27 protein-coding genes are annotated in these 25,628 nt (G+C 67.5%); 16 read left to right on the forward strand and 11 right to left on the reverse strand.

The genetic code is table 11. The features are described from left to right. Window positions 1–15: 15 nt before the first annotated feature. Together ACFVWL_RS14930 and ACFVWL_RS14935 are read right to left on the reverse strand one after the other, a co-directional pair. A complete protein-coding gene (locus ACFVWL_RS14930) occupies window positions 16–1,143 on the reverse strand; it encodes a DUF4349 domain-containing protein (protein ID WP_387184304.1) in 1,128 nt (375 codons plus the stop codon). Continuing rightward, on the reverse strand, window positions 1,140–1,700 hold the full coding sequence (locus ACFVWL_RS14935) for an RNA polymerase sigma factor (RefSeq protein ID WP_387184306.1): 561 nt from the start codon (window positions 1,698–1,700) through the stop codon (window positions 1,140–1,142). The genes ACFVWL_RS14930 and ACFVWL_RS14935 overlap by 4 nt, the downstream gene beginning before the upstream one ends. A 289-nt stretch (window positions 1,701–1,989) precedes the next feature. Here ACFVWL_RS14935 and ACFVWL_RS14940 point away from each other — a divergent pair, with 289 nt between their 5' ends. After that, on the forward strand, window positions 1,990–2,994 hold the full coding sequence (locus tag ACFVWL_RS14940; RefSeq protein WP_387184309.1) for a TerC/Alx family metal homeostasis membrane protein: 1,005 nt from the start codon (window positions 1,990–1,992) through the stop codon (window positions 2,992–2,994). 25 nt (window positions 2,995–3,019) lie between these two features. On the opposite strand, the gene ACFVWL_RS14945 is transcribed toward ACFVWL_RS14940, so the two are convergent. Beyond that, window positions 3,020–3,616, reverse strand: coding sequence for an LON peptidase substrate-binding domain-containing protein (locus ACFVWL_RS14945; protein ID WP_387184311.1), 597 nt, complete (start codon window positions 3,614–3,616; stop codon window positions 3,020–3,022). Between the two features lie 36 nt (window positions 3,617–3,652). On the opposite strand from ACFVWL_RS14945, the gene ACFVWL_RS14950 reads away from it, so the two are divergent. Continuing rightward, window positions 3,653–4,150 (forward strand): DUF427 domain-containing protein, encoded by a 498-nt coding sequence (locus tag ACFVWL_RS14950; protein ID WP_387184313.1) that lies wholly within the window; start codon window positions 3,653–3,655, stop codon window positions 4,148–4,150. Between the two features lie 19 nt (window positions 4,151–4,169). Here the strand turns inward: ACFVWL_RS14950 and ACFVWL_RS14955 are convergent, their stop codons facing one another. Further along, window positions 4,170–5,483: an LLM class flavin-dependent oxidoreductase gene (locus ACFVWL_RS14955; RefSeq protein WP_387184315.1), complete on the reverse strand. Its 1,314-nt coding sequence runs from the start codon at window positions 5,481–5,483 to the stop codon at window positions 4,170–4,172. Next, a complete protein-coding gene (locus ACFVWL_RS14960) occupies window positions 5,480–6,775 on the reverse strand; it encodes an O-acetylhomoserine aminocarboxypropyltransferase/cysteine synthase family protein (protein ID WP_387184317.1) in 1,296 nt (431 codons plus the stop codon). The genes ACFVWL_RS14955 and ACFVWL_RS14960 overlap by 4 nt, the downstream gene beginning before the upstream one ends. 190 nt (window positions 6,776–6,965) lie before the next feature. Between ACFVWL_RS14960 and leuC the strand changes: the two genes are divergently transcribed. From leuC to ACFVWL_RS14990, 6 genes are all read left to right on the forward strand, one after another. Further along, the gene (gene leuC / locus ACFVWL_RS14965; RefSeq protein ID WP_387184320.1) at window positions 6,966–8,411 is read left to right on the forward strand and encodes a 3-isopropylmalate dehydratase large subunit; all 1,446 of its coding nucleotides are present in this window, start codon (window positions 6,966–6,968) and stop codon (window positions 8,409–8,411) included. A 3-nt stretch (window positions 8,412–8,414) separates the two neighbouring features. Continuing rightward, window positions 8,415–9,011: a 3-isopropylmalate dehydratase small subunit gene (gene leuD, locus ACFVWL_RS14970; RefSeq protein ID WP_387184323.1), complete on the forward strand. Its 597-nt coding sequence runs from the start codon at window positions 8,415–8,417 to the stop codon at window positions 9,009–9,011. 65 nt (window positions 9,012–9,076) lie between these two features. Then, on the forward strand, window positions 9,077–10,444 hold the full coding sequence (gene murA, locus ACFVWL_RS14975; RefSeq protein ID WP_387184326.1) for a UDP-N-acetylglucosamine 1-carboxyvinyltransferase: 1,368 nt from the start codon (window positions 9,077–9,079) through the stop codon (window positions 10,442–10,444). Further along, complete coding sequence (locus tag ACFVWL_RS14980) at window positions 10,441–11,205, forward strand: lysophospholipid acyltransferase family protein (protein WP_387184329.1); 765 nt, start codon at window positions 10,441–10,443, stop codon at window positions 11,203–11,205. The genes murA and ACFVWL_RS14980 overlap by 4 nt, the downstream gene beginning before the upstream one ends. Next, a complete protein-coding gene (locus ACFVWL_RS14985; protein ID WP_387184331.1) occupies window positions 11,171–12,328 on the forward strand; it encodes an NAD(P)H-dependent glycerol-3-phosphate dehydrogenase in 1,158 nt (385 codons plus the stop codon). The genes ACFVWL_RS14980 and ACFVWL_RS14985 overlap by 35 nt, the downstream gene beginning before the upstream one ends. Then, on the forward strand, window positions 12,234–13,316 hold the full coding sequence (locus ACFVWL_RS14990; RefSeq protein WP_387184335.1) for a D-alanine--D-alanine ligase family protein: 1,083 nt from the start codon (window positions 12,234–12,236) through the stop codon (window positions 13,314–13,316). Before ACFVWL_RS14985 ends, ACFVWL_RS14990 begins: the two co-directional genes overlap by 95 nt. Before the next feature lie 21 nt (window positions 13,317–13,337). Here ACFVWL_RS14990 and ACFVWL_RS14995 read toward each other — a convergent pair whose 3' ends face one another. Next, complete coding sequence (locus tag ACFVWL_RS14995) at window positions 13,338–13,820, reverse strand: DUF3515 family protein (RefSeq protein WP_387184338.1); 483 nt, start codon at window positions 13,818–13,820, stop codon at window positions 13,338–13,340. A 23-nt stretch (window positions 13,821–13,843) separates the two neighbouring features. Between ACFVWL_RS14995 and thiL the strand changes: the two genes are divergently transcribed. Further along, window positions 13,844–14,839 (forward strand): thiamine-phosphate kinase, encoded by a 996-nt coding sequence (gene thiL / locus ACFVWL_RS15000; protein ID WP_387184340.1) that lies wholly within the window; start codon window positions 13,844–13,846, stop codon window positions 14,837–14,839. Here the strand turns inward: thiL and rsmD are convergent. Then, window positions 14,809–15,426 carry a 16S rRNA (guanine(966)-N(2))-methyltransferase RsmD gene (gene rsmD / locus ACFVWL_RS15005; protein ID WP_387184343.1) on the reverse strand — a complete coding sequence of 206 codons (618 nt, stop codon included), beginning with the start codon at window positions 15,424–15,426 and terminating at the stop codon, window positions 14,809–14,811. The two genes, thiL and rsmD, sit on opposite strands and share 31 nt — an antisense overlap. A gap of 61 nt (window positions 15,427–15,487) precedes the next feature. Between rsmD and ACFVWL_RS15010 the strand changes: the two genes are divergently transcribed. The 6 genes from ACFVWL_RS15010 to mutM all read left to right on the forward strand — a co-directional run bounded on the left by ACFVWL_RS15010 (window position 15,488) and on the right by mutM (window position 20,587). After that, window positions 15,488–17,662 (forward strand): ATP-dependent DNA helicase RecG, encoded by a 2,175-nt coding sequence (locus tag ACFVWL_RS15010; RefSeq protein ID WP_387184346.1) that lies wholly within the window; start codon window positions 15,488–15,490, stop codon window positions 17,660–17,662. Window positions 17,663–17,692: 30 nt separating this feature from the next. After that, window positions 17,693–18,190, forward strand: a complete 498-nt coding sequence (gene coaD / locus ACFVWL_RS15015) for a pantetheine-phosphate adenylyltransferase (protein WP_387184349.1) — start codon at window positions 17,693–17,695, stop codon at window positions 18,188–18,190. 71 nt (window positions 18,191–18,261) lie between these two features. Further along, window positions 18,262–18,810 (forward strand): DUF177 domain-containing protein, encoded by a 549-nt coding sequence (locus tag ACFVWL_RS15020; RefSeq protein ID WP_021200437.1) that lies wholly within the window; start codon window positions 18,262–18,264, stop codon window positions 18,808–18,810. A gap of 2 nt (window positions 18,811–18,812) precedes the next feature. Next, window positions 18,813–19,022 carry a 50S ribosomal protein L32 gene (gene rpmF / locus ACFVWL_RS15025; RefSeq protein ID WP_017830754.1) on the forward strand — a complete coding sequence of 70 codons (210 nt, stop codon included), beginning with the start codon at window positions 18,813–18,815 and terminating at the stop codon, window positions 19,020–19,022. 10 nt (window positions 19,023–19,032) lie between these two features. Further along, window positions 19,033–19,725, forward strand: a complete 693-nt coding sequence (rnc, locus tag ACFVWL_RS15030) for a ribonuclease III (protein ID WP_387184354.1) — start codon at window positions 19,033–19,035, stop codon at window positions 19,723–19,725. After that, on the forward strand, window positions 19,718–20,587 hold the full coding sequence (gene mutM, locus ACFVWL_RS15035) for a bifunctional DNA-formamidopyrimidine glycosylase/DNA-(apurinic or apyrimidinic site) lyase (RefSeq protein ID WP_387184356.1): 870 nt from the start codon (window positions 19,718–19,720) through the stop codon (window positions 20,585–20,587). The genes rnc and mutM overlap by 8 nt, the downstream gene beginning before the upstream one ends. 11 nt (window positions 20,588–20,598) lie before the next feature. Here the strand turns inward: mutM and ACFVWL_RS15040 are convergent, their stop codons facing one another. The 4 genes from ACFVWL_RS15040 to ACFVWL_RS15055 form a co-directional block, all read right to left on the reverse strand. Then, window positions 20,599–21,279 carry a hypothetical protein gene (locus tag ACFVWL_RS15040; protein ID WP_387184359.1) on the reverse strand — a complete coding sequence of 227 codons (681 nt, stop codon included), beginning with the start codon at window positions 21,277–21,279 and terminating at the stop codon, window positions 20,599–20,601. Between the two features lie 337 nt (window positions 21,280–21,616). After that, window positions 21,617–22,939, reverse strand: coding sequence for an FtsX-like permease family protein (locus tag ACFVWL_RS15045; RefSeq protein ID WP_387184361.1), 1,323 nt, complete (start codon window positions 22,937–22,939; stop codon window positions 21,617–21,619). Next, window positions 22,936–23,631, reverse strand: a complete 696-nt coding sequence (locus ACFVWL_RS15050) for an ABC transporter ATP-binding protein (RefSeq protein ID WP_387184363.1) — start codon at window positions 23,629–23,631, stop codon at window positions 22,936–22,938. The genes ACFVWL_RS15045 and ACFVWL_RS15050 overlap by 4 nt, the downstream gene beginning before the upstream one ends. Window positions 23,632–23,732: 101 nt before the next feature. Continuing rightward, window positions 23,733–24,812, reverse strand: a complete 1,080-nt coding sequence (locus tag ACFVWL_RS15055) for a GNAT family N-acetyltransferase (RefSeq protein ID WP_387184365.1) — start codon at window positions 24,810–24,812, stop codon at window positions 23,733–23,735. Between the two features lie 231 nt (window positions 24,813–25,043). Between ACFVWL_RS15055 and ACFVWL_RS15060 the strand changes: the two genes are divergently transcribed. Then, complete coding sequence (locus ACFVWL_RS15060; RefSeq protein WP_387184367.1) at window positions 25,044–25,442, forward strand: hypothetical protein; 399 nt, start codon at window positions 25,044–25,046, stop codon at window positions 25,440–25,442. Window positions 25,443–25,628 lie beyond the last annotated feature (186 nt).

The raw sequence follows: 25,628 nt of genomic DNA on the forward strand, positions 1-25,628 counted from the left end.
CGTGGGCGGTGCGGATCAGTTCTCGTCCGCGGTTGTCTCCGGCGACGCGTGAGCGGTTCGTCGGTTCCGACGTGCCCGGCGGACGACCCAGACGATGAGTACCACGGCACCCGCGATCGCCAGCCACGGGAGGAGGAACCCGATCGCGATGACGAGAGCGTTCAGCGACACCACGAGACCGTTCCATCCGGCGAGCAGGCCGTCGCCGAAGCCCGCGGGATCGGCTGTGGTCGGCGTGCCCGCTTTCGTCAGCTGCACCTGCAACGACGACATCGCGACCTGATCGTCGAGGGCGGCGAGCTGCTGTTCGTATGACTCGAGCTGCGCCTGGCGGTCGGTCAGCGCCACCTCGGCCTCGATCAGCTCGGAGACGCTGCCCGACTGGGCCATCAGCTGGGTGAGGCGTTCGACGGATGCCCTCGTGGAATCCACCCTGGCTCGGAGATCGATCGCGACAGATGTCACATCCTGCTTCGAGGTCGATGACGAGAGCACCTCGCCGCTGTCGCCGAGGGCGGCGATGACGTCGGGAAGATCCGCCGACGGTACCCGGATGCTGATCGAGCCGTACGCCGAGTCGGCGGGGGCGGGTTCGGAAGTGCCGTCGACCGCGACCGACTTCCCGACCTCCGTGCTCTCGACGTAGCCGCCGTGTGCTTCTGCGAGAGCCGCGATCTCGGTCGCGGCGTCGGGAATGCTCTTCACCTGGACCGTGGCCTGCGCGGTCGCGATGATCTCGCGACCGCTGCCGGCCTCCGCGGCACCCGGAAGCGTCGCCCCGTTCGCGTCGGTGCTCAGCGCGCCGTCCGGCAACGATTCCGGCGTCACACCCGTGATCCGCTCGGGAGCCGTGTCGGCGGAGTCGGTGACCGAGCCGCCGGTCATGCTCACTCCCTCCGCCGTGACGGCACTTCCTCCGCCGACGGCACTGAGAATGGGGGGCGTCACGAGCACTCCGACGACGAACGCTGCGGCGATGCCGCCGGCAGTGAGCCAGCGCCGCCGGTGGATGCGAGACTTCGCTTCGACGGGGCGCGCAGGTGCACGCTCCGCGGCGATCTCGGCGAAGACCGCGTTCTCGATGCGGGCGATCGTCTCGTCCGAGAGCTCGGGCAGGTCACCGTTGGTGGTGTTGTCGTTCATGCGTCTCTCGCTTCCGTCACGGCGCCTCGCAACTGCGTGCGCACTCGGGAGAGACGGTTCCGGACGACAGCGTGGGTCACCCCGAGCTTCTCGGCAGCGGCCTGATAGGCGTAGCCCTCAGACGCGCACAGGCGGAAGATCTCTCGGTCCAATTCGCTCAATGTGCCCACCTCCTGGGCGATCCGCGCTGCGAGCTCCGCTGTGATGACCTGTTCCTCGACACTCACCGTGTCCGGCAGCAGGGTCTCGTCGACGGCTTCGGCGGTGTGCGCCTGATCGCGCCGTCGTTGACGGAGCCGGTTGGCCGCCTGGAATCGACAGATCGTCGCCAGCCACGGCAGGATCGATTCGCCCTGCAGCTCGAGGCCGGGGAGCTTGCGCCAAGCGACGACGAATGTCTCCTGGGCCACATCCTCCGCGTCGGCCGATGAGGCGAGGATGCCTTGCGCGATCCAGTACACGGGTCGCACGTGTGCGCGGTACAGCTCGCGGAAGGCGCTCTCGTCGCCGGCCGCGGCCTGCGCCGCCCATCTCTGATCACTTGTCTGCAGGGGCATCCTGATTCCGTTCGGTGTCTCTCAGAGGAAGAGTGTCGATCGATGCCCCATCGTCTCAGATGCGATGTGCGAGGCGGGGGTCGGGCGGAGCGAGGAGATTCCGGTGACATCCGCTCCCACTGATGCCACGGCTCCGGTAGCATTGCCCGGGCGAGAGGGAGTATCCCGAATCCGCGCGTAACGTCATCACGAGCACCGTCATCGCTGCTCCGGGCGCGCGCCGCACATCTGTGCGGGGGAGAGACTTTCGACTCATTCCCGACCCCTCCGCGAAAGGTGCAGTGCGCCCTTGGAAATTCCCGTCTGGTTCGAGATCACCTCGATGGTCGTCCTCACGATCATCCTGATCGCCGACCTTCTCCTCATCCGGCTGAGGCCGCACATCCCCTCGACGAAGGAATCCACGCTCTGGGTGGTCTTCTACGTCGGCCTCGCGCTGCTGTTCGCGGTTCTCCTCGGCAACGTCGGAGGGTGGCAGAACGCGGGCGACTTCGTCACCGGATGGGCCCTGGAGTACAGCCTCTCCATCGACAACCTGTTCGTCTTCGTCCTGATCATGGCCCAGTTCGCCGTGCCGCGCCGGCTGCAGCAGCAGGTGCTCATGGTCGGCATCATCATCGCGCTCATCCTGCGCGGTCTCTTCATCCTCGCCGGCGTCGCCATCGTCGAGAACTTCTCGCCGATCTTCTACATCTTCGGTGCTTTCCTCATCTGGACGGCGATTCGTCAGGCCATGCCGGACGGCGACCACGAAGGCGAGGTGCAGCGCGAGAACTTCATCGTGCGGCTGCTGCGTCGTCGGGTCGACATCAGCGAGACCTACGACGGTTCCAAGATCCGTACCACCGTCGACGGCAAGCGCATGTGGACGCCCATGGTGATCGTCTTCATCACCATCGGTGTGACCGACCTGATCTTCGCGATCGATTCGATCCCGGCGATCTTCGAGATCACCACGAACGGCTTCCTCGTTTTCTCTGCCAACATCTTCGCGCTGATGGGGCTCCGCCAGCTGTACTTCCTGCTCGGTGACCTGCTCGACCGCCTGCGCTACCTGCACTACGGCATCGCCGTCATCCTGGGCTTCATCGGCATCAAGCTGATCCTGCATGCGCTTCACGTCAACGAACTGCCCTTCATCAACGGTGGTGAGCATGTGGAGTGGGTGCCAGACATCAGCAACATGGTCTCGCTCGGCGTGATCCTGGCCTCGATGACCATCGCGACGGTTGCGAGCCTGATCGCCTCCTCGCGTGAGAAGCGTGCGGCGAGGTCTACGACGGCCATGGAGTGAGCGCGCGGCGATACGCAGCGGCATCTCACTCGTCTGACCACAGAAGCTCGGCGTCCACCGTGAGGTCGATGATCTGACGGAGCAGTGCTCCCACCGTGGTGGACTGCAGCAACGCGTATCTGTCGTACTCGCCGAGGGGCGCGATCGCGGCGAGTTGCCAGGCGGCGGCGATCGGGTCATCCGAGAGCGCGGTGTCGGCATCCCACTGCGCCTCGGGCGCGTGTCCGAGAGTGCGGCGCACGATCACCTCGGCTTCCGCACGCAGAGGAGTGAGTTGGTCGTTCCAGTCGAGATCGGGCAGCGGCGTGACCTCGGCCCGGGGGAAGGGCTCGTCCTCCAACCACTCATCGACAGTGAAGCGATCGATGCCCACGGCGACGGCGACCAGAGCGTGCGCGCCGGCGGAGACGCTGACCAGCCGGGCCATCGTGCCGATGCGACTGCGACGGTCACCTCCACCGACCTCGTGGCCGCGTTCGATGAGGACGACTCCGAACCGCGGGTCGTCTTCATCCAGGAGCCTTCCGATCATCGTGAGGTACCGCGGCTCGAACACGCGCAGGGGAAGTGGGGTGTGCGGGAAATGCACGGACCCGAGCGGGAACATCGGTATGACGGTCACCGCACCAGTCAACACCGAGAGACGTAAAGTGAACAGATGCGCCGACCTCGCCCCATCGCCCCCGCCGCCGGGCAGGAATCCGTCTGGGACTACCCGAGGCCACCCCGGATCGAACCGGTCGCGGAGCGCATCACGATCCACCTCGGGGGAGATCTGATCGTCGATACCCGAGACGCGGTGCGCGTGCTGGAAACGAGTCACCCTCCCGTGTACTACCTTCCGATCGTCGACTTCGTCCCCGGAGCTCTCGTCGATGCCCCCGGCACTTCGTTCTGCGAGTTCAAGGGCGCTGCCCGCTATTTCGACGTGCGCGGCGGCGACACTCTGCGCCAGGGCGCGGCCTGGAACTACCCGCACCCGGCGCCGGGCTTCGAGATGCTGGCCGACCGGGTCGCCGTGTATGCGGCGCCGATGGACGAATGCACTGTCGGGGACGAGGTCGCCGTCCCGCAGCCGGGTGGTTTTTATGGCGGGTGGGTTACTACTTCCGTCGTCGGTCCCTTCAAAGGCGTTCCCGGCTCCCAGGGCTGGTGACGGTCGACCGGACCGCCGATCAGAACGCGCGCAGGTTCGCCTGCAGGCCGCCTGCTGCGTATTCGCGACGAAGGATGCCGCGCCGTCGGAGCACCGGCACGAGCTCGTCGAGCGTGCGGTGCAGGGTGACCGGGTGGAAGTCGCCCCACAGCAGCACGCCGTCGTTACCCCAGTCGCCGAGCTCTTCGATCAGGTCGGCGAACTCCTCGGCCGTGCCGACGAAGCCGGTGCGGTCCGTGATCCGTCCCGCACGGGCGAGCGCCGTCAGGTGTGCACGCAGCGGGGCGGCTTCTCCGCGGTCGCCGATCAGACGCTGGATGCTGCCGCGCGAGACGTGGGCGCCGAAGATCGAGAGATCGAGCGGCTTGTCGAGATCACGCGTGGTCAGATCGGTCTCGAGGTCGCTGGACTGCTTGCGCGCGATCTGGACGAGCGCGGCATCGTCGGGGTGGGCGGACGCCGCCACGATGCGGTCGGCCTCCTCGCTCGACGACGTGATGACGGGTGGGATGGCGAAGAGGATCTTGATGTCCTCGGGCCGTCGACCTCTCGCGATCGCCGCATCATGCACCTTGGCGCGATAGTCCCGCACGGACTTCTCGTTCAACGGCGCGAGGGCGAGCTGGACATCGGAGTTCGCGCCGGCGAAACCGAGCCCTCGGCCCGAGCCGCCGGGGGAGACGATCGCGGGGTCACCATCGGTGAAGGGCACGGCGTTCAGCGGGCCGTCGAAGTCGAAGTGCTCGCCTCGATGCTCGACCGTCCGCAACCGGGTGCCGTCGGCGAAGACATCGGTCTCCCGGTCGGCGACGAGGGCGCCGTCGTCCCAACTGCGCCAGAGCGCGCGGATGCCGGCGAGCCATTCCTCGGCGCGGTCGTAGGCCTCGTCGTGACCGAGCTGCGGCGCGGAGGAGAAATGACGGGCGCTGCCGGTGTCGGTGACGACGTTGAGTCCCAGTCGATGACCGCTGAGGTGCTGCAGCGTCGCGAACTGGCGAGCGGCCGTATAGGGAAGGGATGCGGCAGGATTCACCGTCGGCACCACGCCCAGGTGCCTGGTCGCCTGGAAGAGGTACGGGGCGAGCAGGAGCGGATCGTGCTTCGGACCACCGAACGCGTGCCGGACGCGCAGATCGATCGTCGACGGCGAGCCCAAGGACGGGGCGTCTTCGATGATCACCAGATCGAACCCGGCCTGCTCGAGCGTGCGGGCGGCGTCCTGATAGACCTCGGGGCGGGTCCAGTCGTAGTCCCAGTCGAGCGACGGATAGCCCCAGCCCTGCGGTCCGAAGCCTCGTGCGAGAAACCAGCCGAAGTGCTGAGGGCGGCTCATGCGACCGTCTCCCGCACACCTGAGAGCACGTGGGCGAGGTCCGAGATGAGGTCGTCGACATCCTCGATCCCGATGGACAGACGTAGCGTGCCCGGTCGTACGCCGAGGATCTCCCGTTCCTCCTCGGTGCGCTGAGCGTGGCTGGTCGTCCCGGGGTGCAGCACCAGGGATCGCACGTCCCCGATGTGGGTCATGTGGGTGAAGACCTGAACGTGCTCGACGAACCGTCGTGCGGCGGGAAGTCCGCCTCGCAGCGTGAAAGTGAAGATCGAGCCGGAGCCACCGTCGAGGTACCGTCTCCCGAGTTCGTGGTCGGGGTGTGCGGGGAGGCCGACGTAGTCGACGCTCTCGACCTCATCGTGCTGCTCGAGCCACTGCGCGATCTGCAGGGCATTGCGGGACTGCCGCTCGACGCGGAGCCCGAGCGTCTCCACGCCCTGCCCGATCAGGAAGGCGTTGAGCGGCGAGGGCGAGGCGCCGAAACGCGGAGCGACCGACTCCCGCGCGTAGGCGATACGGGCGCGAGCTCCGTGGCGGGCGAACGCGCTGGGGGCGTCCCCGCGGCCGGGGATCACGAGATGGGGCGCGTTGTGGCCTGCGCGCTCGGCGTCGAAACGTCCGTCGTCGACGATCACGCCGCCGAGCACGGAACCGTGTCCGGCGAGGAACTTCGATGCGGAATGCACCACGATCGCCGCGCCGTGCTCGATCGGACGCAGGAGCGCCGGCGTCGCCAGAGTGTTGTCGACGATCAGAGGGATCGCATGCTCATCCCCGATGTCGCTGACGGCGCGGACGTCGAGCACGTCGTTGCGGGCGTTGGCGAGCGATTCGGCGAACAGGGCGCGCGTGTTCGGTCGAATCGCCGCTCGCCAGGCATCCGGGTCCGAGATGTCGTCGACGAACGTGGTCTCGATGTCGAGCCGTGCCAGATTGTCGAGGAACAGCCCCCTTGTGCCCTCATAGATGTGCGTCGATGACACGATGTGATCGCCGGCACCCGCCACCGTCAGCAGGGCGGTGGCGACCGCCGCCTGCCCGCTGGCGACCAGCACGGCGTCCGCGCCCGACTCGAGCGCGGCGAGCTGGCGTTCGACGGCACGGACGGTGGGGTTCCCGGTGCGGGTGTAGCCGAAGCCGGTGCCGGTGCTGAAGTGGTCTGCCGCGTGATCGAAGTCGTCGAACTCGAAGCCCGCCGTCAGGTAGATCGGCGTCGCGCGCGAGGCGGCCGTCTCGCGGGTCCTCGCGGCGTGGACCGCACGGGTGGCGAAGCGGGCGGTGTCGACGGTCATGCGGTGCCTCTCGGTCGTTCGGGTGCTCAACAGAGTGTCATGACGGATCGGAGCATGTCCGAGCGGTGGTAATCTGACGTCATGCGGACCGTCCTCCTTCTTCTTAGGCGCCGCGACGAGACCTCTATCTGAGCCCCTCCTCGTCGCGGAGTCCATCGTGGGCCGAACCGCCAGCCACAGGAGACACGCAATGACCACCCCCGCAAACGGTGCCGATTCCGCACGCCGCAGGACTCTCGCAGAGAAGGTCTGGGACGACCACCTCGTCGTCAAGGGCGAGAACGGTGAGCCCGACCTCATCTACATCGACCTGCACCTCGTGCACGAGGTCACCAGCCCGCAGGCCTTCGACGGTCTGCGCAGCGAGGGAAGGCCGCTCCGCCGCCTCGACCTGACGATCGCGACCGAGGACCACAACACCCCGACGCTGGAGATCCACAAGCCGATCGCCGATCTGACCAGCCGCACGCAGATCGAGACGTTGCGCCGCAATGCCGCGGAGTTCGGGGTGCGTCTGCACTCCCTCGGCGACGCGGAGCAGGGCATCGTGCACGTGGTGGGTCCGCAGCTCGGACTGACGATGCCCGGCATCACGGTCGTCTGCGGCGACTCGCACACCTCCACTCACGGTGCGTTCGGGGCGATGGCGTTCGGTATCGGCACGAGCGAGGTCGAGCACGTCATGGCGACGCAGACGCTGCCGCTGAAGCCGTTCAAGACCATGGCCATCAACGTCGACGGCACGCTGCGTCCCGGTGTCACAGCCAAGGACATCATCCTCGCCGTCATCGCGAAGATCGGCACCGGCGGTGGACAGGGCTACGTGCTCGAGTACCGCGGCAGTGCCATCCGCGCCCTGTCGATGGAGGGCCGCATGACGATCTGCAACATGTCGATCGAGGCGGGCGCCCGCGCAGGTATGGTCGCGCCCGACGAGACGACCTTCGCCTATCTCGAGGGCCGTCCGCACGCTCCGAAGGGGCAGGACTGGGAAGACGCCGTGGCCTATTGGCGCACGCTGCCGACCGACGAGGGCGCGACGTTCGATGCCGAGGTCTTCATCGACGCCGACCAGCTCGAGCCCTTCGTGACGTGGGGGACGAACCCCGGCCAGGGCAGCTCGCTCTCGGCCTCGGTGCCGAATCCCGCGGAGATCGTCGATCCGAACGAACGCGCAGCCGCGGAGCGCGCGCTGGAGTACATGGATCTCACACCGGGAACGCCCCTCAAGGAGGTGCCGGTCGACGCGGTCTTCATGGGGTCGTGCACCAACAGCCGTATCGAGGACCTGCGCGCCTTCGCGTCGATCATCCAGGGCAAGAAGAAGGCCAACGGCGTGCGCGTCATGGTCGTGCCCGGGTCCGCCAGGGTGCGCCTGGAGGCTGAGGCGGAGGGACTGGACAAGGTCATCAAGGACTTCGGCGCGGAGTGGCGTTTCGCCGGATGCTCGATGTGCCTGGGCATGAACCCCGACCAGCTTGCTCCGGGTGAGCGCTGCGCGTCGACCTCCAACCGCAACTTCGAGGGCCGCCAGGGCAAGGGCGGACGCACACATCTCGTCTCGCCCCTCGTCGCCGCCGCCACCGCGATCCGCGGCACCCTGTCCAGCCCGAGCGACCTGACGGAAGGGTTCTGAATCATGGAGAAGTTCACCACTCACACCGGCATCGCCGCCCCGATGAAGCGCTCGAACGTCGACACCGACCAGATCATCCCCGCGGTGTTCCTCAAGCGGGTCACCAAGACCGGCTTCGAGGACGCGCTGTTCCACGGATGGCGTCAGGATCCCGAATTCGTCCTCAATCAGGCCCCGTTCCAGGGCGCCTCGGTGCTGCTCGCCGGACCCGACTTCGGCACCGGATCGAGTCGTGAGCACGCAGTCTGGGCGCTGCGGGACTTCGGGTTCAAGGTCGTGCTGAGCCCCCGCTTCGCCGATATCTTCCGGGGCAATTCGGGCAAGCAGGGTCTGCTCGCCGCGACGATCTCGGAGGAGGATCTCGAGCGATTCTGGGCTGAGATCGACCGGAATCCCGGGGTGCAGATGACCGTCGACCTCGAGGCGCGTACCGCATCGATCGGTGACGTCCAGGCCGAGATCGGGATCGACGATTACACTAGATGGCGGCTCCTCGAAGGGCTCGATGACATCGGGCTCACGCTGCGCAACGAAGACAAGATCGCGCAGTTCGAGGCCCGTCGCGAGTCGTGGCGGCCCCGAACCCTTCCCGTTCAGTAGACGGTGGGGGCGGGGGAGCCAGGGGCAACCCGCCCCCGAAATCCGTAAATGAAGTGAGGCTCCGAATGACGACACCTGTGCGCGACGCTCTTCCGGACGGAGTCCCTGCACTCACCGGAGACGTCCTCGCCATTCGAGGCGGACGCCCGCTTCGTGGTCGCGTCGACGTCAAGGGCGCGAAGAACCTGGCCACCAAGGCCATGGTCGCCTCGCTCCTCGGCGAGACCGTGAGCACCCTGCGCGACGTGCCGGCGATCAGCGATGTCGCCGTGGTGCGCTCGCTCCTCGAGGTGCACGGCGTGCGCGTCTCCGAGGGTGATGAGCCCGGTTCGCTCGTGTTCGACCCGAGCGATGTGGAGTCTGCGCACTTCGAGGAGATCGACGCTCACGCCGGTGCCTCGCGCATCCCGATCCTGTTCTGCGGCCCGCTGCTGCACCGGCTCGGCCAGGCGTTCATCCCCGACCTCGGCGGGTGCCGCATCGGCGATCGTCCCATCGACTTCCACCTGGACGCCCTGCGCAAGTTCGGCGCGATCGTCGAGAAGCTGCCCAGCGGCATCCGGCTCTCCACCGGCGGAACCCGCCTGCACGGTGCGAACATCCACCTCCCGTACCCGAGCGTCGGTGCCACGGAGCAGGTGCTCCTCACCGCCGTCCGCGCGGAAGGTGTCACGGAACTGCGCAACGCGGCCATCGAGCCCGAGATCATGGACCTGATCGCCGTGTTGCAGAAGATGGGCGCGATCATCTCCTATGAGCCCAACCGCGTCATCGTCATCGAGGGCGTCGAGAAGCTCCGCGGCTACGACCACCGGTCTATCTTCGACCGCAACGAGGCGGCGTCCTGGGCCTCCGCCGCGCTGGCCACCGACGGCGAGATCTTCGTCGGCGGGGCCAAGCAGCAGGAGATGCTCACGTTCCTCAACGTCTTCCGCAAGGCAGGCGGCTGGTTCGACATCCAAGAAGACGGCATCCTCTTCCGTCGCGACGGCGAGATCAAGCCCGTCGTGATCGAGACCGATGTGCACCCCGGCTTCATGACCGACTGGCAGCAGCCCCTGGTCGTCGCACTGACTCAGGCGCACGGCCGCTCGGTCGTGCACGAGACCGTGTACGAGAACCGGATGGGCTTCACCGATGCACTCGTGAAGATGGGCGCCGACATCGTCGTGCACCCGCGAGGGCTCCAGGACGGCCCGCGTCGCGTTCCGCGTCGGGACCTCGAGCAGGCTGCCGTCATCACCGGCCCGACGCCTCTGCACGGCGCCGACATCGTGGTTCCCGATCTTCGCGGCGGGTACAGCCACGTGATCGCCGCGCTGACGGCCACCGGCGAGTCGAAGGTGTCGGGCGTCGACATCCTCAGCCGCGGCTACGAGAAGTTCCTCGCCAAGCTCGACGCGCTCGGCGCCGACTTTGACGTCATCCGGTGACCGCGGTGACGCCCCGGTCATCGGAGACGAAGCGCCCGAGCATCTTCTGGCCGCTCGCGGCACTGGTGATCCCGCCGGTTTCCCTGATCGCGAAGATCCGCGTCCGCGGGGCGGAGAAGCTGCCCCGCGAAGGGTCATTCATCCTGGCTCCGAATCACTACTCCGAGTTCGATCCGCTCATCGTCGCGGTCGCCGTCTGGCGTGCGGGTCGTGCGCCGCGCTTCATGGCGAAGGAGAGCCTCTTCACGGTGCCGGTGCTCGGCTGGTTCCTGCATCGCACCGGCATGATCCCCGTCGCGCGAACCTCGTCCGCCTCCTCGGCGCGTCAGACGATGAAGCAGTCGGAAGAGCTCGTCGAGCACGGTCGTGGCGTGATCGTCTATCCCGAGGGCACGCTCACGCGCGACCCCGACATGTGGCCGATGCGCGGCAAGTCGGGAGCGGTGCGGCTGGCCCTCGCCGACGGCATCCCGCTGATCCCGATGGCGCAGTGGGGCACCCAGGCGATCATGGGGCGCTACCAGAAGGGGCTCAGCCTCTGGCCACTGCGCAAGCCCGTTCGGGTCCTCATCGGCGACCCGGTCGACGTCTCGGACCTGCGCGGACGCGCGGGGGAGCCCGCCGCTCTCAACGAGGCGACCAATCGACTCATGAATGCGATCACCGCGCTGCTCGAAGAACTGCGCGACGAGAAGGCCCCGGCAGAGCGATGGAACCCCGCGAGCCATGGGCAGAAGGAGACCGGACGCCTTGACTCCTAAGAGAACCGTTCCGGTCGGTCCTCGGGCCACGGTCATCGGCTCGGGCAGCTGGGGTACGACCTTCGGCAAGATCCTCGCCGACGGCGGTGCTCAGGTGACGATGTGGGCGCGCCGCGCCGAGCTCGCGCAGGAGATCAACGAGGGCAAGCGCAACTCCCGCTACCTGCCCGGGATCAACCTGCCGCGCACGATGGCGGCGACGCACGAGCTCGCGACCGCGCTCGACGGGGTCGACCAGATCTACCTGTCCGTGCCGAGCCAATCGCTGCGCGAGAACCTGAAGGCGCTGCGGCCCCTGCTCGCCGACAGCGATGCCAAGATCATCAGCCTGATGAAGGGCGTCGAGCGTGGCACCGGGCTGCGCATGAGCCAGGTGATCCAGCAGGAGCTGCGCTGCGACCCCGATCGCATCGCTGTCGCCTCAGGGCCGAACCTCGCCCTCGAGATCGCCCGTGAGCAGCCGACTGCCGCCGTGATCTCCTCGCGCAGCCAGGAGACGGCGGAGATCGTCGCGCGGGCGGCGCGCAACAACTACTTCCGCACCTTCGTGAACACCGATGTGATCGGCACGGAGTTCGGCGGAGTCCTGAAGAACCTGATCGCCGTGGCCATCGGCATCGTCGACGGGGTGGGCTATGGCGAGAACACCAAGGCGTCGATCATCACCCGCGGCCTCGTCGAGATGACCGACTTCGCCGTGGCGAACGGTGCACATCCGGAGACGCTCCAGGGGCTCGCCGGACTCGGCGACCTCATCGCTACCTGCCAGTCGCCGCTGAGCCGCAACAACACCGCCGGGCGTCTGCTCGGCCAGGGGTACAGCTTCCAGGACGTCGTGAAGCAGATGCAGCAGACCGCAGAGGGATTGGCTTCGGTCGCGCCCATCCTGCAGCTGGCTCGCGAAGCAGAGGTCGACATGCCCATCGTCGAGCAGGTGAAGATGGTGCTCGACGGCAAGATGGATCCACGGGACATCGCGCCCCACCTGACGACGGACGACGACACCCCGCAGGGTGAGAGGACCAACCATGGACAAGCAGACGGTGGTGGTGCTCTTCGGCGGGCGCTCCAGCGAGCATTCGATCAGTTCCGCAACGGCGGGGGGCGTGCTGGGCGCGATTGACCGCGACCGCTACGCCGTGATCCCTGTCGGGATCACCCGGGAAGGGGCCTTCGTCCTCGAGGAAGACGACCCCGCCAAGTTCCCGCTCGACTCGGAGCACCTCCCCGAGGTGGTGGACAACGGCACGCGTGTGCTGTGGCCGGAGCCGGGTGGAGATCGCACGCTGCGAGTGGTGCAGACCGACGGTACCGTCGAAGGTCTGGGCGAGATCGACGTTGTCCTGCCCATCCTCCACGGACCGCATGGCGAGGACGGCACGATCCAGGGGTACTTCGACACACTCGAGGTTCCATACGCCGGCGGTGGAGTCCTGGACTCCGCCCTCTGCATGGACAAGCACTTCATGAAGATCGCGCTCGAAGCGGCCGGCATCTCGGTGGCGCCGTGGGTGACGGTGCGCCGCGGGGACTGGGACCGTGACGCCGAGGCCGTGCGTTCCCGGGCAGCCGAGCTCGGTCTCCCGGTGTTCGTGAAGCCTGCGCGTGCGGGTTCGAGCGTGGGCGTGTCCAAGGTCGAGTCCGCCGACGAGCTCGACGCAGCTCTGGCCGTCGCTTTCGCCGAAGACGACAAGGTGCTGATCGAGACCGGCGTGAGCGGTCGCGAGATCGAGGTCGCTGTCCTCGAGAGCGCCGACGGCGTCCGTGCTTCGCTCCCCGGCGAGATCGTGCTGACCTCGCGAGGCTTCTACGACTTCGAGGGCAAGTACCTCGGTGGCGACGGCGTGGATGTCGTGTGCCCTGCCGAGGTGACGGAAACGGAGCTCGCAGCGATCCAGGCCGCGGGCGTTCGCGCGTTCGAGGCGGTCGACGGTCGTGGCCTGGCTCGTGTCGACATGTTCCTGACGCCCTCGGGGGAGCTCGTGGTGAACGAGCTCAACACGATGCCGGGGTTCACGCCCATCTCGATGTTCCCCAAGTGCTGGGTCGCCTCGGGTCTGAGCTACGGCGATCTGATCACCGAGCTCGTCGAAGCGGGTCTGCGCCGCTGAGCGCGGAGTTCCTCGCGGCGGTCAGCCTGCGGGGAACTCGACGCGGTCGGTGCACTGCCCGGTCGCCGGCTGGAGTCCGGACTGGATGCTCGCCGAGATCTTGTCGACGATCGCCTGGAAGTCGATCTGCTCTCCCCGGCGGATCGTCACCTCGATCGCGGGGTCACGTCCGAACGTGACGAGTCGCTGACGATCCTCCTCCTGGTCGAGGACCAGCCAGTCGACGCCGCCGAGAGTGGTGCATACGAGCGCCGACGGGGCGGGTGGTTCGACACCGCAGCGCAAGACGACGGTGGGGTCGCCCCAGGCGCCTGTCGCCTGCGCGTCGGTGAAGACGCGATCGAGTCCGCCGACGGACTCCGGCAGCAGGACGGAGACGTTCGCGCACGCAGGGTTGTTCGCATCCGCGGCGGGTTCGAGGTGCACGGTGGTCGAGCATCCGGCGAGCACCGCGGTGAGGGCCACTGCACCTGCGAGGACAGCGAGGCGACGGGAACGGGGCATGCTTCCAGGCTACCTTTGACAGCATGCCCTCCCGACCCGAAGCCGACGATCCGCGCCTGGGAGATGTGTCCGAGGGGCGCATTCTCCAGGCGATCCTGACGCGGACGCCCTCGGCGTCGCACGCGCTGATCGGTCCGGGCGACGATGCGGCTGTGATCGCCACCCCGTCCGGCTCCGTGGTGGCGACGACCGACACGCTCGTGCACGGGCCGGACTTCCGTCTCGCGTGGTCGAGCGGGTACGACCTCGGATGGAAGGCCGCGGCCGTGAACCTCGCGGATGTCGCGGCGATGGGTGCGCGCCCGACCGCGCTGCTGGTTGCTCTGGCCGTGCCGCGCGATCTGCGGCTCTCCTTCGTCGAGAGGCTTGCCGACGGCTTCCGCGACGCCTGCGCAGCACTGGCGCCCGGCTGTGCCGTCGTCGGCGGTGATCTGACGGTGTCCGACGTGCTGACGGTGGCAGTGACGGCCCTCGGCGACCTGGAAGGACGCGCTGCCGTGACACGGAGCGGCGCCCGCCCGGGCGATGTCGTCGCCGTTGCGGGGGAGCTCGGTCATGCCGCTCACGGTCTCGCCGTGCTGTTCGGGAGATTCCGGGATGGTGAGGTGCCCGTGCCGGTGGATCCGGCCGAGCTCGCGACGGGCGAGAGCGCGGCGCTGTCGGCACAGCTGCGACCATCGCCACCCATCGGCCTCGGCGCGGTGGCTGCGACAGCGGGTGCGACGGCGATGATGGACATCTCCGATGGGCTCGCGCTCGATGCGCGTCGGATGGCTGCGGCGTCGGGCGTCACGATCGCTCTCGACCGAGCGAGTCTCGGAGACGATCCGGAACGAGCGATCGCCGGGGGAGAGGACCATGCCCTGCTCGCGACGTTCCCCGAGGGGATCCTTCCCCCGGGATTCCGCATCATCGGCGCCGTGCGCTCTGCCGGCGACGAGGATCTGCTCTGCGACGACGTTCCGGTCGACCTCAGCGGCTGGGACCCCTATCGGGACTGGGACTCGGTAGCCGGCTGATCGAAAGCCTGCTCGTCCTGCGCATCGGTCACTGGCTCCGCCCACCACAGCGTGGTGTCGCCGTAGGACTTCTCGCGGAACTGCTCCAGATCCGCCGCTCCGAAGTTCGGGGGTGTCGAACGGCGGGCCCGCTCGACGACCACAACGGCGTCGGACGACAGGAGAGGGGCGAGGGCGATGAGATCGGCGGTCATGGCGTCGTCGTCGAGGTCGTACGGCGGGTCGGTGAACACGAGGTCGAAGGGCCCCGTGGCGCGCTGCAGGAACGCCTGCACGCTGCTCTCATGGACGCGCCCTGGCGGCAGACCTCCGGCCTTGGCGACGACTCCGACGTTGCGTCGGACGATGGCGGCGGCCTGGCGCCCGCGCTCCACGAAGTCGACACTCGCTGCTCCGCGGCTGAGGGACTCGAGACCGAGGGCACCAGACCCTGCGTACAGGTCGAGCACCCGCGCACCGGCGATCGCGCTCAGGGACTCCAGGGCGCCGAAGAGCGACTCGCGCACCCGATCACTCGTGGGGCGTGTGCCGGAGCCCGGCACCTCGAGTCGGGCTCCTCTGGCGCTGCCTGCGATGATCCTCGTCACCCGTTCACGATACGACAGGCCGGATGTCTGCCGTGTCCGTCGCGTTCCCTAGACTCGGAACATGTCGCTCACGCTCGATTCCGCGTTGGAGGATGCGCTCGGTGCGGCGTCTGCCAAGACGCTCGGTCGCGCCTTCGGCATGAAGAGCGTCGGTGACCTTCTCGCCCACTACCCCCGCCGGTACGCCGATCCGGGCGAGCTCACACCGATCCGTGATCTCCCGCTCGGCGAGACGGTGACGATCGTCGCGGAGGTGCTGTCGTCGAGCTTCCGGCGCATGCGCAACCGCCCCGGCGCCATGGTCGACGTCGTGATCGGCGACGGCATCGGGCGCATGTCGCTGACCTTCTTCGCCAAGAACGTCGGCGCGGCCGAGTGGCGATCGAAAGACCTGGCCGTGGGGCGACGCGGCGTATTCTCCGGCAAGGTGGGGGAGTTCAACGGCGTGACCCAGTTCGCGCACCCCGAGTACGAGCTGTTCGACGACGAGGATTCCGCTCGGCGCAGTGCCGACGCGCGAGCCGCGGTGCCGATCCCGATCTATCCGGCGACCTCGGCCATCCAGACCTGGCAGATCGCCCGACTCATCGGACGCGTGCTCGACGACCTCGCCGACGCACCCGATCCGTTGACCGACGAGATCCGGGAGCACGAAGAGCTGCTCACCGCCCGCGAAGCTCTGGAACTCGTGCACCGCCCGCGCACGCGCAACGACATCGATCCGGCGGTGCGAACCCTGCGCATGCACGAGGCGCTCACGCTGCAGACCGCGCTCCTCCAGCAGCGTGATGCCATTCGCGCCCTCTCCGCCACGTCGCGACCGGCGACCGCAGGTGGACTGCTCGAGCGGTTCGATGCGAGCCTTCCCTACACTCTCACGCCCGATCAGGAGACGGTGGGACAGCAGATCGCCGCTGATCTCGTCGGTGCCTGGCCGATGAACCGCCTCGTGCAGGGTGAAGTCGGCTCCGGCAAGACCCTGGTCGCCCTCCGAGCGATGCTGCAGGTGGCCGAGAGCGGCGGACAGGCCGCACTGATCGCTCCGACAGAGGTCTTGGCTGGCCAGCATCTGCGGTCGATCGCGAAGATGCTCGGCCCCGATCTGTCGCCCCTGCTGATGCCCACCCTGCTGACCGGGCAGATGCCCGCGGCCGAGCGCCGCAAGGCCGCCCTGCGCGTCGCCTCCGGGCAGGCCTTGATCGTGGTCGGAACGCATGCGCTGCTGGGGGAGAAGACCACTTTCGCCGATCTCGGACTGGTAGTGGTCGACGAGCAGCACCGATTCGGCGTCGAACAGCGCGAGGCGCTGCGGGCGAAGGGGTCGAGTCCTCACGCCCTGGTGCTGACGGCGACGCCGATCCCGCGCACGGTCGCGATGACGGTTTTCGGTGACCTCGACACCTCCGTCATCCGCACCATGCCGGCCGGCCGGGCGGGCATCGAATCATTCGTGGCGCCGCTCGCGGAGCACCCGGGCTGGTTCAACCGCGTCTGGGAGCGCGCTGCGGAGGAGATCGCTCAGGGACGGCAGGTGTTCGCCGTGTGCGCGGCGATCGACACGGCCAAGAAGACTGCTGAGGCGGGCGAGCAGCCGATGCTCGCACCGGAAGGCGCTTCCGGTCCGCGCTGGGGCGTCGTGCAGCTGGACGAGGCGCTCGCCACTCATCCCACACTGGGCGGTCTGCGACGAGCCGTGCTGCACGGTCGTATGCCCTCGGACGAGAAAGACGCCGTGATGCAGTCGTTCGCACGGGGCGACATCGACCTGCTCCTGGCCACGACGGTGATCGAGGTCGGCGTCGACGTGCCCAACGCCTCCACGATGATCGTTCTCGATGCCGACCGGTTCGGCGTCTCGCAGCTGCACCAGCTCAGAGGTCGAGTCGGCCGTGGCGGTGTACCGGGACTCTGTCTGCTCGTCACCGAGGCCGAAGCGGGGTCGCTCGCTCGTGACCGTGTCGACGCGGTCGCAGCGACTCTCGACGGCTTCGCCCTGGCGGAGGTCGATCTGGAACTGCGCGGCGAGGGTGACGTGCTCGGTGCGGCGCAGGCGGGCGTCCGTTCCTCGCTGAAGCTTCTCCGCGTCGTCAAGGATGCGGGGCTCATTGCACGGGCGCGAGAGGTGGCCGAAGGCATTCTGTCCACCGACCCCGACCTGGTCGACCATCCGGGGCTGCGTGAGGCGATCGGGCGACGGGTGAGCGACGAGGATCGCGCGGCGCTGGCGAAGAACTGACACCGAACCGGCGTGCCCTAGGCTGGAGCCATGAGCAGCCGGATCGCCGTCGTCCCGGGTTCCTTCGATCCGCCTACCCTGGGTCACCTCGATGTGATCCGGCGCGCGGCCGCCCTCTACGACGAGTTGCACGTGCTGGTGGTGCACAACCCGGGCAAGGAGGCGATGCTGCCGATCGCGCAGCGCCTCTCCCTTCTGGAGCGGTCGATCGCCGACGACGGGATGCAGGGAAACATCGTGATCGGCTCCTGGAGCATGGGACTCCTCGTCGACTATGCGCGCGACGTGAACGCGGGGGTGCTGGTGAAGGGCATCCGCTCCCAGATCGATGTCGCCTACGAGTCTCCGATGGCGATCGTCAACAGGCATCTTGCGGGCATCGAGACCGTGTTCCTTCTCCCTGACCCTTCGCACGCCATGGTGTCGAGTTCCCTCGTGCGGCAAGTCGCCTCGCTCGGGGGCGACGTGACCCCGTTCGTCCCCTCGGCCGTCGCCGCGTTCCTGGACACGGGTTCCCGCGGGATCTGAGATCGTTCCCTGAACACGCGGTCAGAGCGTCTCCCGGTGCTGGCCGCTACCATGGAACGGTGCGCTCCCGAATGAACGGCCCTTTTGTGCTCCCTGTCCGCGACATCGTCCGGCGTCCGGGAGAGATGCGCGAACACGAGTTCACCGTCGCTCTCTCCGAAGCGTGGGGGGAGGGGATCGTCTCGTATGAGGCAGGCTCCGAACTCGATCTCGATGTGCGGCTGGAGTCCGTCCACGAGGGCATCCTCGTGTCGGGAACCGCGGATGCGGAGTACGTCGGCGTGTGCGGAAGATGCCTGATCGACATCACTCGGCCCGTCGAAGTCGAGTTCCAGGAGCTTTTCGCGTATCCTGGTGAGGAAGAAACTGACTTCGAGGTTCAAGACGACCACGTGGATCTTGAAACTCTCGTCAGGGATGCGGCCGTACTGGCACTTCCTTTTCAGCCGGTGTGTCAGCCGGATTGCCCGGGTCTTGACCCGAAAACGGGTGAACGACTGACCGTGAGCACCGGAACGGAGCAGGCCGCTCCCATCGATCCTCGATGGAGTGCGCTCCAGAACATCACAGACCAAGACGGCACGGAAGAATCTCGTGCCGCCGAGAAAGAAGAGAGCTAGTCATGGCTGGTAACCCCCCGAAGCGCAAGGTATCCCGTTCGAACACCCGCTCGCGCCGTGCGCAGTGGAAGGCAGCGCCCGTCGCGCTCGTCAAGACCATCGAGAACGGTCAGGTCGTCTACAGCCGTCCCCACCAGGCGAAGGTCGTCACCGACTCGCAGGGCACGGAGCTCTTCCTCGAGTACAAGGGCCGCAAGGTCGCCGACGTCTGAGTCGCGTACCGTGACGGAGGTCCCCGGGGGGACGAGACCTCTCCCAGATAAGCTCCGCGTCGATATCGACGCGGAGCTTCTGGAGTTGGCCCTGACCCACCGCTCCTACGCGTACGAGCACGGCGGTATCCCGCACAACGAGCGGCTGGAGTTCCTCGGAGACTCGGTCCTCGGGCAGGCAGTGACCGTCATGCTCTTCACCACGCACCCTGATCTCGATGAGGGCGAGTTGGCGAAGCGGCGCGCGAGCGTCGTGTCGACCGTCGCCCTCGCCGAGGTGGCACGCGGCATCGACCTCGGCAGTCACCTGCTGCTCGGTCGCGGTGAGGAGCAGACGGGCGGTCGCGACAAGGACTCGATCCTTGCCGACACGATGGAGGCCGTCATCGGAGCGACGTACCTCTCCGCCGGCCCTGAGGCCGCTACGGAGCTCGTGCTGCGTCTGACGAAACCGCTGCTGGCCGACCCGGAGCGCTACGGTGCCGCGATGGATCCGAAGACCAGTCTGCAGGAACTCGCCGCGCGTGTCGGTGCGACCCCTCCCCGTTACACGGTGGAAGCGAGCGGACCTGACCATGACCGTCGGTTCCTCGCCACGGTCAGCGTCGGCGATGTCAGCATGACAGGCGCCGGCAGCAGCAAGAAGACCGCGGAGATGGCGGCAGCACTCAGCGCCTGGCGCACGCTCAACGAGCGTGCCTGAGCTTCCCGAAGTCGAGGTCGTCCGCGCAGGCCTCGCCCCGGCTGCAGTCGGCTCGCTGATCACTGCGGTGAGCGTGCTTGATGAGCGTGCGCTCACACGACACGTCGCCGGTGCGGCCGACTTCGTCGGCCGGCTCGAGGGGCGAACCTTCACGGCCGCGAGCCGCCGGGGCAAGTTCCTCTGGCTTCCGCTCGACGATGGGGACTCCGCACTGATCGCGCACCTCGGGATGAGTGGTCAGATGCTGCTTCGTGCTCCGGACGCCGGCGCCGAGCGTCATGAGCGTGTGCGGGTCGGCATCGAGCATCCTGTTCATGGCGAACTCGCGATCGTTTTCGCCGACCAGCGGACGTTCGGCTCGCTCGCAGTCGATGCCCTCGTCGACAGCGGCGGATCGCGGATTCCCACGCAGGTCGCGCACATCGCACGCGACCCGCTGGATCCGGCCTTCGACGATCAGGCGTTCCGTATCGCTCTGGCGCGACGGGGGAGCGCGATCAAGCGTGTCCTCCTCGACCAGGGCGTGGTGAGCGGAATCGGCAACATCTACGCCGACGAGTCGCTGTGGGCCGCACGCATCCACCCGGAGACACCGGCCGAACGTCTGTCGACGCAGGCCGTGCGGCGACTCCTCGCCGAGGTGCGGCTCGTCCTCACGAAGGCTCTCGCGGAGGGCGGCACCAGCTTCGATGCCCAATACGTCAACGTGAATGGCCAGGCCGGCTACTTCGCCCATTCGCTCAACGTCTACGGGCAAGGTGGGAAGCCGTGTCCGCGATGCGGTACGCCGATCCGACGCGAGGCCTTCATGAACCGTTCGTCGCACTTCTGTCCGACCTGTCAACGGCTGCCGCGGCAGTAGCTCCCGCGGGCTCAGTAGTCGCAGCTGAGCGGCGTGATGACTGAACCGTTCTCGGCGCCCATGAGCGGGGCACCTGCCCACAGGGGCGCGCCCGCATGGGCGACTTGAACCTCGCTGAACTCCCAGAAAGTGTCCGGTATCCACACGAGCGTCGACGGATCCTTGAAGTCCACCGGAATGGCAGTCTCCCTGTCGCCGTAGTTCGCAGACGCTTGATCGATCATGCCCACCACCCCGTGCTCGACGACTCCGCCCCGTGACGATGTCGAGTACAGTCCTCCTGAGGGTGCGATCACGTACGTGTACGCGTCGACGAACTCGGGCCACTCCCAGGTGCTGCGCGGCTCGACCCAGGTCAGCTCGCGGATGGGCTCGGGCCAGCGCGTGACCTCGGCGATCGGGACGGAAACTCTGCTGCAGCCCGGGATCCCCTCGAGGTCGAAGCGGATCGCATCGAATCGCTTCCCACCTTTGGTGTCGCCTACGAGCCAGGTGGTCGTGGACATGATCGCGCTGGGGGAACGGTTCTCCATGATGAAGTCCGTGCCCTCGATCGACACCGACACAGCTCCGACTATCGCCCAGTCCGATGTGCGCTGGAGTGCTTGCGTCTGTGCCTGGGCAGATTCCGCCTGAGCGTTGAGGGGAACGAGCTGCGCCATCGAATAGAAGAGCGTTCCGAAAGCGACCACGACGCCGACGATAGAAGTGGCGCCGCCGATCCATACCCAGGTTCTTGATCTCTTGGCCCTCGAGACCTCCGCCACGAGTCCGTCTACCCGCCTCTGCAACGCCTGGGTTCGGGCTGCTTCTGTCGTCAGGCCAGACGCGAGTGTCACGAGCTCCTGCTGAACTCTTGCTTCGGCTTGGCGTCGGCGGCTACCCCTGATCGTCATCCCCCACCGATACCACACTCACAAGCAGCACGCCTTGCCACACCCCGCTGTCCGCGATAGCGGCTTCGGTGGACTCGGCCACGCAGTGAGGTGGCGCCATCGTGGTCTCGGACTTCGACGGCAGCGGGTCTCGTCACGCCATGCGGAACGCACCGCGAAGCAGGGGGCGGGTTGCCCAGGTGGTCGCCCACACCACGCCGATGCCGATCGAGACAACCGCAGCGATGGTCATCAGCGATACCGGTGCGGTGATGAGAGCGATGCCGATCAGCGGGAAGATGAGAACCGCCGCCACCAACGCGGAACCGATCGCTGTGACCAGCAGTGGCGACATGATCGCGCGTCGTCGCGCCCGGTCCACGGTCTCGAGCGGCATTCCCAGGTGGTGCAGGCTGCGGTGCAGTTCCCGCTGATCGAGGACATCCGACGCCTGATTGACCCCGACGGAGGCCGCGACCATCAGGAATGAGCCGATGAGCGTGATGATGAGGCCGGTTCTGATGTCGTCGGCGAGCGCCACGTCGGCAGCGGCAGCATCGGCTGTGCTCATCGTGCTGATCATGGCGACGCCGGTGCCGGCGAAGACGGCCATGAAACTCGCCATGGCGATTCCACCCACCTGCCGCCAGGCGGCTTTGGGGGAATCCAGCACGATGCGGGCAGCGAGCAGACGCTCGGGTCGGTCGGCACGACGGAGCTGACGCGATGCCGTCACCTTGAGCACCCACGGTCCGACGAGATTCAGCATTGCCAATGCAGCACCGAACAACCCCGCGAGGACGGCGATGGTGAGGACGACTCCGCCGACGGAGGGGAACACCTTGATGAGCACGAATGCGATCGCGATCGCACCGGCCGCGAGCACAGCACGAATCCAGTGCACCTGGGGTACATCCGAGCGCGTACGAACACCGAGGGGCGATATCACCACCCGGCGAAGCCCGATGACCGCGCTGGCGGCTGCGAGCGCGAGCACGGCCGCCACGACGATGGCGCTCTGCAACGGAGGGAGCACGACGGCAGCGAACCCGAGAGGCTCGCCCCGGAACGGGATGAGTCCGATGAGCGGGCTGATCGCGACGTGCCCGACGACGCCAGCGAGCGTTCCGACGGCAGCCACGAGAACGGACTCGGTGACCGTGGCGACCGTGACCCCGGCGGGGGAGACCCCGAGCAGTCGGAGGGTGGAGAGCCGCTCATCGCGTCGGCGGGCGGAGAGCCGGGCCGCGGCACCGCCGAGGGACAGCAGGGGCACGACCAACAAGACGAGGGCGATCGCTGCGAGGCCCTGGTAGAGAGCGGCGTATTCATCGGTCCAGCCCCAGAAGGACTGCGCACCTCCGATCACCGTGAGGACCAGCGTCGTCACCACGCCGAAAGCCACGACGGGCAGCGCGAGGACACCGTTCTGCCCGGGGGCAGGTCGTAAGAGGAGTGCCAAGACGTTGCGGTTCACGCGGCCACCGCCGAAGAGATGATGCGTCCGTCGCGCACGGCGATCGTGCGCGTGCAGCGAGCCGCGACATCGGGGTCATGCGTGACGACGACCAGCGTGCGCCCCTGCCCGGTCGTCGACCACAGGAGGGCGTCCATCACCTCGGAAGAGGTGGTCGAGTCGAGAGCACCGGTGGGCTCATCGGCGAAGACGAGTTCAGCGCCCGTGGCCTGGGCGCGGGCGATCGCGACGCGCTGCGCCTGTCCGCCGGAGAGCTCCCCGATCCGCCGCTCCTCCATGCCGGCGAGTCCGAGAGCTGCGAGCCAGGAAGCTGCATGCTGTACCGCATCCTGGCGCTTGATGCCGTTGATCATCGAGGCGAGCGCCACGTTCTCCACCGCCGTGAGCTCGGGAATCAGGAGACCCTGTTGGAAGACGAACCCGAACCTCTCGCGACGCAGTCTGGAGCGCGCGGATTCCCCGAGCGCGGTCACCTCGATCGGGGCGCCCTCGGCCGGACGGAACACGACGCTGCCGCCATCGGGTGCGGTGATTCCCGCCAACACGTGCAGAAGCGTCGTCTTGCCTGAACCGGAGGCGCCCATGATCGCGACGGACTCGCCTCGATGGATCGCGAGGTCGACGCCGGCGAGAGCGTGCGTCGTCCCGAAGTTCTTGATGAGGGCATGGGCTTCGATCGCGGGGGTTTTCATGGTTCCAGCCTCGTGATTCGGTGCCGCCCCGTCGTCGCCCGGGCGGATGACGGTGCGGACCCGAGATCATCCCGAAGAATGAGATCGGGTCCGCGGCCACGTCAGATCTTCTTCTGCCAGGCTCCGGCGTACGACACGGGCACGAAGCCGATCGCCTCGTTGATGCTCAGCATCGGCCGATTCTCCTCCGCGTTGAAGGTGGAGACGACGGTCGAGTCCGGCATCAACTCGCGCCAGCGGAGCAGATTCGCGCACTTCACGATCATGCCGAGGCGGTGTCCGCGATGGTCCTTGCTCACCAACGTGCCGAACTGATGCGTGACACCGGTGCGGTCCTCGGCGATGAGCAACTCGTTGTAGGCGACGAGCTGTCCGGTCGGCACGTGCTGCACGGCGACCACGGAAACTGTCTGACCTGCGCCGAGGAGTCGCGCTTCACGGCGGACGACGCGGTCGGCATCCCAGTGCTCCTCGGCGAAGTCCATGTCGCCGCTCGGGGCATCCGTGGAAAGACGGGCGAGCACGGCGGCGAAGCCCTCTCGCCACTCCGGAGGCGTCGGCATGTTCCACTCGACGATGCGGTAGTCCGGCCCGGCGAACTCGCTCGCGCCCGCCAGAGCATCGCGAAGCGGGCGGACATCGCTGTGCAGGTCATACTCGCTGTTGCGCTCGACCTGCTCGAGGGCGTAGCCGTTTGCCTCAGCGAGCTCGGAGAGCGGGGTGACGGGGACGCGCCCCCATCCCGTCCGCGGCACCAGCATCCGGTCGGCGTCCGCGGGACGGTGAAGGCTCCAGATCTGCAGGACGGTTCGTCCGTGCGCGCGCGCCTCGGCTTCGGCGCGGGCGAGCAGAACATCCTCGACTCCGTGCCCCCAGTGTGCTTCGGGAACCAACAGATCGATCTCGGCCGCATGGGCCTCTGCCTCCTGGGCGAGTGTGACCGTCACCATGCCGACGATCTCCTCATCGATCCTTGCCACGAATCCACGGTCGAGGGAATCGGTGTCGTCCTGCCAGTCCGGCAACATCTGTGCGGCGTCAGGCGCGAGGTCGGGGAGTCCGACCTGCTCGTCGCAGACGCGTCGGTTGAGGTCGCCGTACGCGAGGAACTCCGCCGCGTCGTCGGAGTCCAGGGAGACCGGCACGATCATCGGTGTGATCGTCGGTTCATTGGTCGTCATCTCTTGTTCTTTCGTGCGGGTTTCGGAGGTGGTGGGCGACGTGCCGTGTCGAGTGGATGCGGGAGCGGTGGCCCAGGAGATCAGACCTCTGCGTGCATCCGCCCGCGGGAACGCGGGTGGATGCACGCAGAGTGTGCGGCGATGAGAGGGACGATGGCGATCGGGTGACCGTCAACGCATTCCGCGCTGCATGTCATACGTCAGCAGTGCGTAGGATTCCGCTGCCGAACGATGACGCTGCTCGCCGAGCAGGAATATGTCTGCCGGATCGATGCGCAGGCCGCGGCGTGGTTGCCGCGGGCGCTGCGCCCTCTGGAAGAGCCAGAGACCGATCCGGAGGGAGAGACGATCCGCGATCGACAGGCGACGCAGTTCGTCGGGGCGGGGGATATGGAGGACCTGGCGGTCCTCGATATCGGGCGGGTGGATGTCGCTGCGATGCAACGTGGTATTCACGATGGTTCCTTCGGAAGTGATGGTGGTGATGGATGCGGAAGCACCGCACGTCGACGGCAGGAGCAGTCGGGAACGATGCGGAAGAGCGCGAGTCGGCAGATACCACGGAACGTGGCCGCCGAAAGCGGAGGAGGAACCATGATCTGCGCTGCAGATCAGTGGACGGGGCGCTGAAGAGCCGGCCAGAGAGGGCCCACTACGGGCCGGGAATCTCGGGATGCGGTTCTACGAGAGAACGCTGATGCGGACGCCGGCGGTTACCGAGAACGCAGGGCGCGGCGCGAAGTGCGCGGGCGCGGCGAGGCCAGTGGCCTGTGCGTTGAGCTGAGTCGTAATCATCGGTAACCTCCTTTCGTGTGG

The sequence above is a fragment of the Microbacterium sp. NPDC058269 genome (assembly GCF_042881445.1).
Taxonomy (GTDB): domain Bacteria; phylum Actinomycetota; class Actinomycetes; order Actinomycetales; family Microbacteriaceae; genus Microbacterium.

Coding starts and splice junctions, on each gene's coding strand:
- ACFVWL_RS14930 (WP_387184304.1), bottom strand. CDS start 1,143: ATGAACGACAACACCACCAACGGTGACCTGCCCGAGCTCTCGGACGAG.
- ACFVWL_RS14935 (WP_387184306.1), bottom strand. CDS start 1,700: ATGCCCCTGCAGACAAGTGATCAGAGATGGGCGGCGCAGGCCGCGGCC.
- ACFVWL_RS14950 (WP_387184313.1), top strand. CDS start 3,653: ATGCGCCGACCTCGCCCCATCGCCCCCGCCGCCGGGCAGGAATCCGTC.
- ACFVWL_RS14955 (WP_387184315.1), bottom strand. CDS start 5,483: ATGAGCCGCCCTCAGCACTTCGGCTGGTTTCTCGCACGAGGCTTCGGA.
- ACFVWL_RS14960 (WP_387184317.1), bottom strand. CDS start 6,775: ATGACCGTCGACACCGCCCGCTTCGCCACCCGTGCGGTCCACGCCGCG.
- leuC (WP_387184320.1), top strand. CDS start 6,966: ATGACCACCCCCGCAAACGGTGCCGATTCCGCACGCCGCAGGACTCTC.
- leuD (WP_387184323.1), top strand. CDS start 8,415: ATGGAGAAGTTCACCACTCACACCGGCATCGCCGCCCCGATGAAGCGC.
- murA (WP_387184326.1), top strand. CDS start 9,077: ATGACGACACCTGTGCGCGACGCTCTTCCGGACGGAGTCCCTGCACTC.
- ACFVWL_RS14985 (WP_387184331.1), top strand. CDS start 11,171: ATGGGCAGAAGGAGACCGGACGCCTTGACTCCTAAGAGAACCGTTCCG.
- ACFVWL_RS14990 (WP_387184335.1), top strand. CDS start 12,234: ATGGACAAGCAGACGGTGGTGGTGCTCTTCGGCGGGCGCTCCAGCGAG.
- ACFVWL_RS14995 (WP_387184338.1), bottom strand. CDS start 13,820: ATGCCCCGTTCCCGTCGCCTCGCTGTCCTCGCAGGTGCAGTGGCCCTC.
- thiL (WP_387184340.1), top strand. CDS start 13,844: ATGCCCTCCCGACCCGAAGCCGACGATCCGCGCCTGGGAGATGTGTCC.
- ACFVWL_RS15010 (WP_387184346.1), top strand. CDS start 15,488: ATGTCGCTCACGCTCGATTCCGCGTTGGAGGATGCGCTCGGTGCGGCG.
- coaD (WP_387184349.1), top strand. CDS start 17,693: ATGAGCAGCCGGATCGCCGTCGTCCCGGGTTCCTTCGATCCGCCTACC.
- ACFVWL_RS15020 (WP_021200437.1), top strand. CDS start 18,262: ATGAACGGCCCTTTTGTGCTCCCTGTCCGCGACATCGTCCGGCGTCCG.
- rpmF (WP_017830754.1), top strand. CDS start 18,813: ATGGCTGGTAACCCCCCGAAGCGCAAGGTATCCCGTTCGAACACCCGC.
- ACFVWL_RS15050 (WP_387184363.1), bottom strand. CDS start 23,631: ATGAAAACCCCCGCGATCGAAGCCCATGCCCTCATCAAGAACTTCGGG.
- ACFVWL_RS15055 (WP_387184365.1), bottom strand. CDS start 24,812: ATGACGACCAATGAACCGACGATCACACCGATGATCGTGCCGGTCTCC.
- ACFVWL_RS15060 (WP_387184367.1), top strand. CDS start 25,044: ATGACGCTGCTCGCCGAGCAGGAATATGTCTGCCGGATCGATGCGCAG.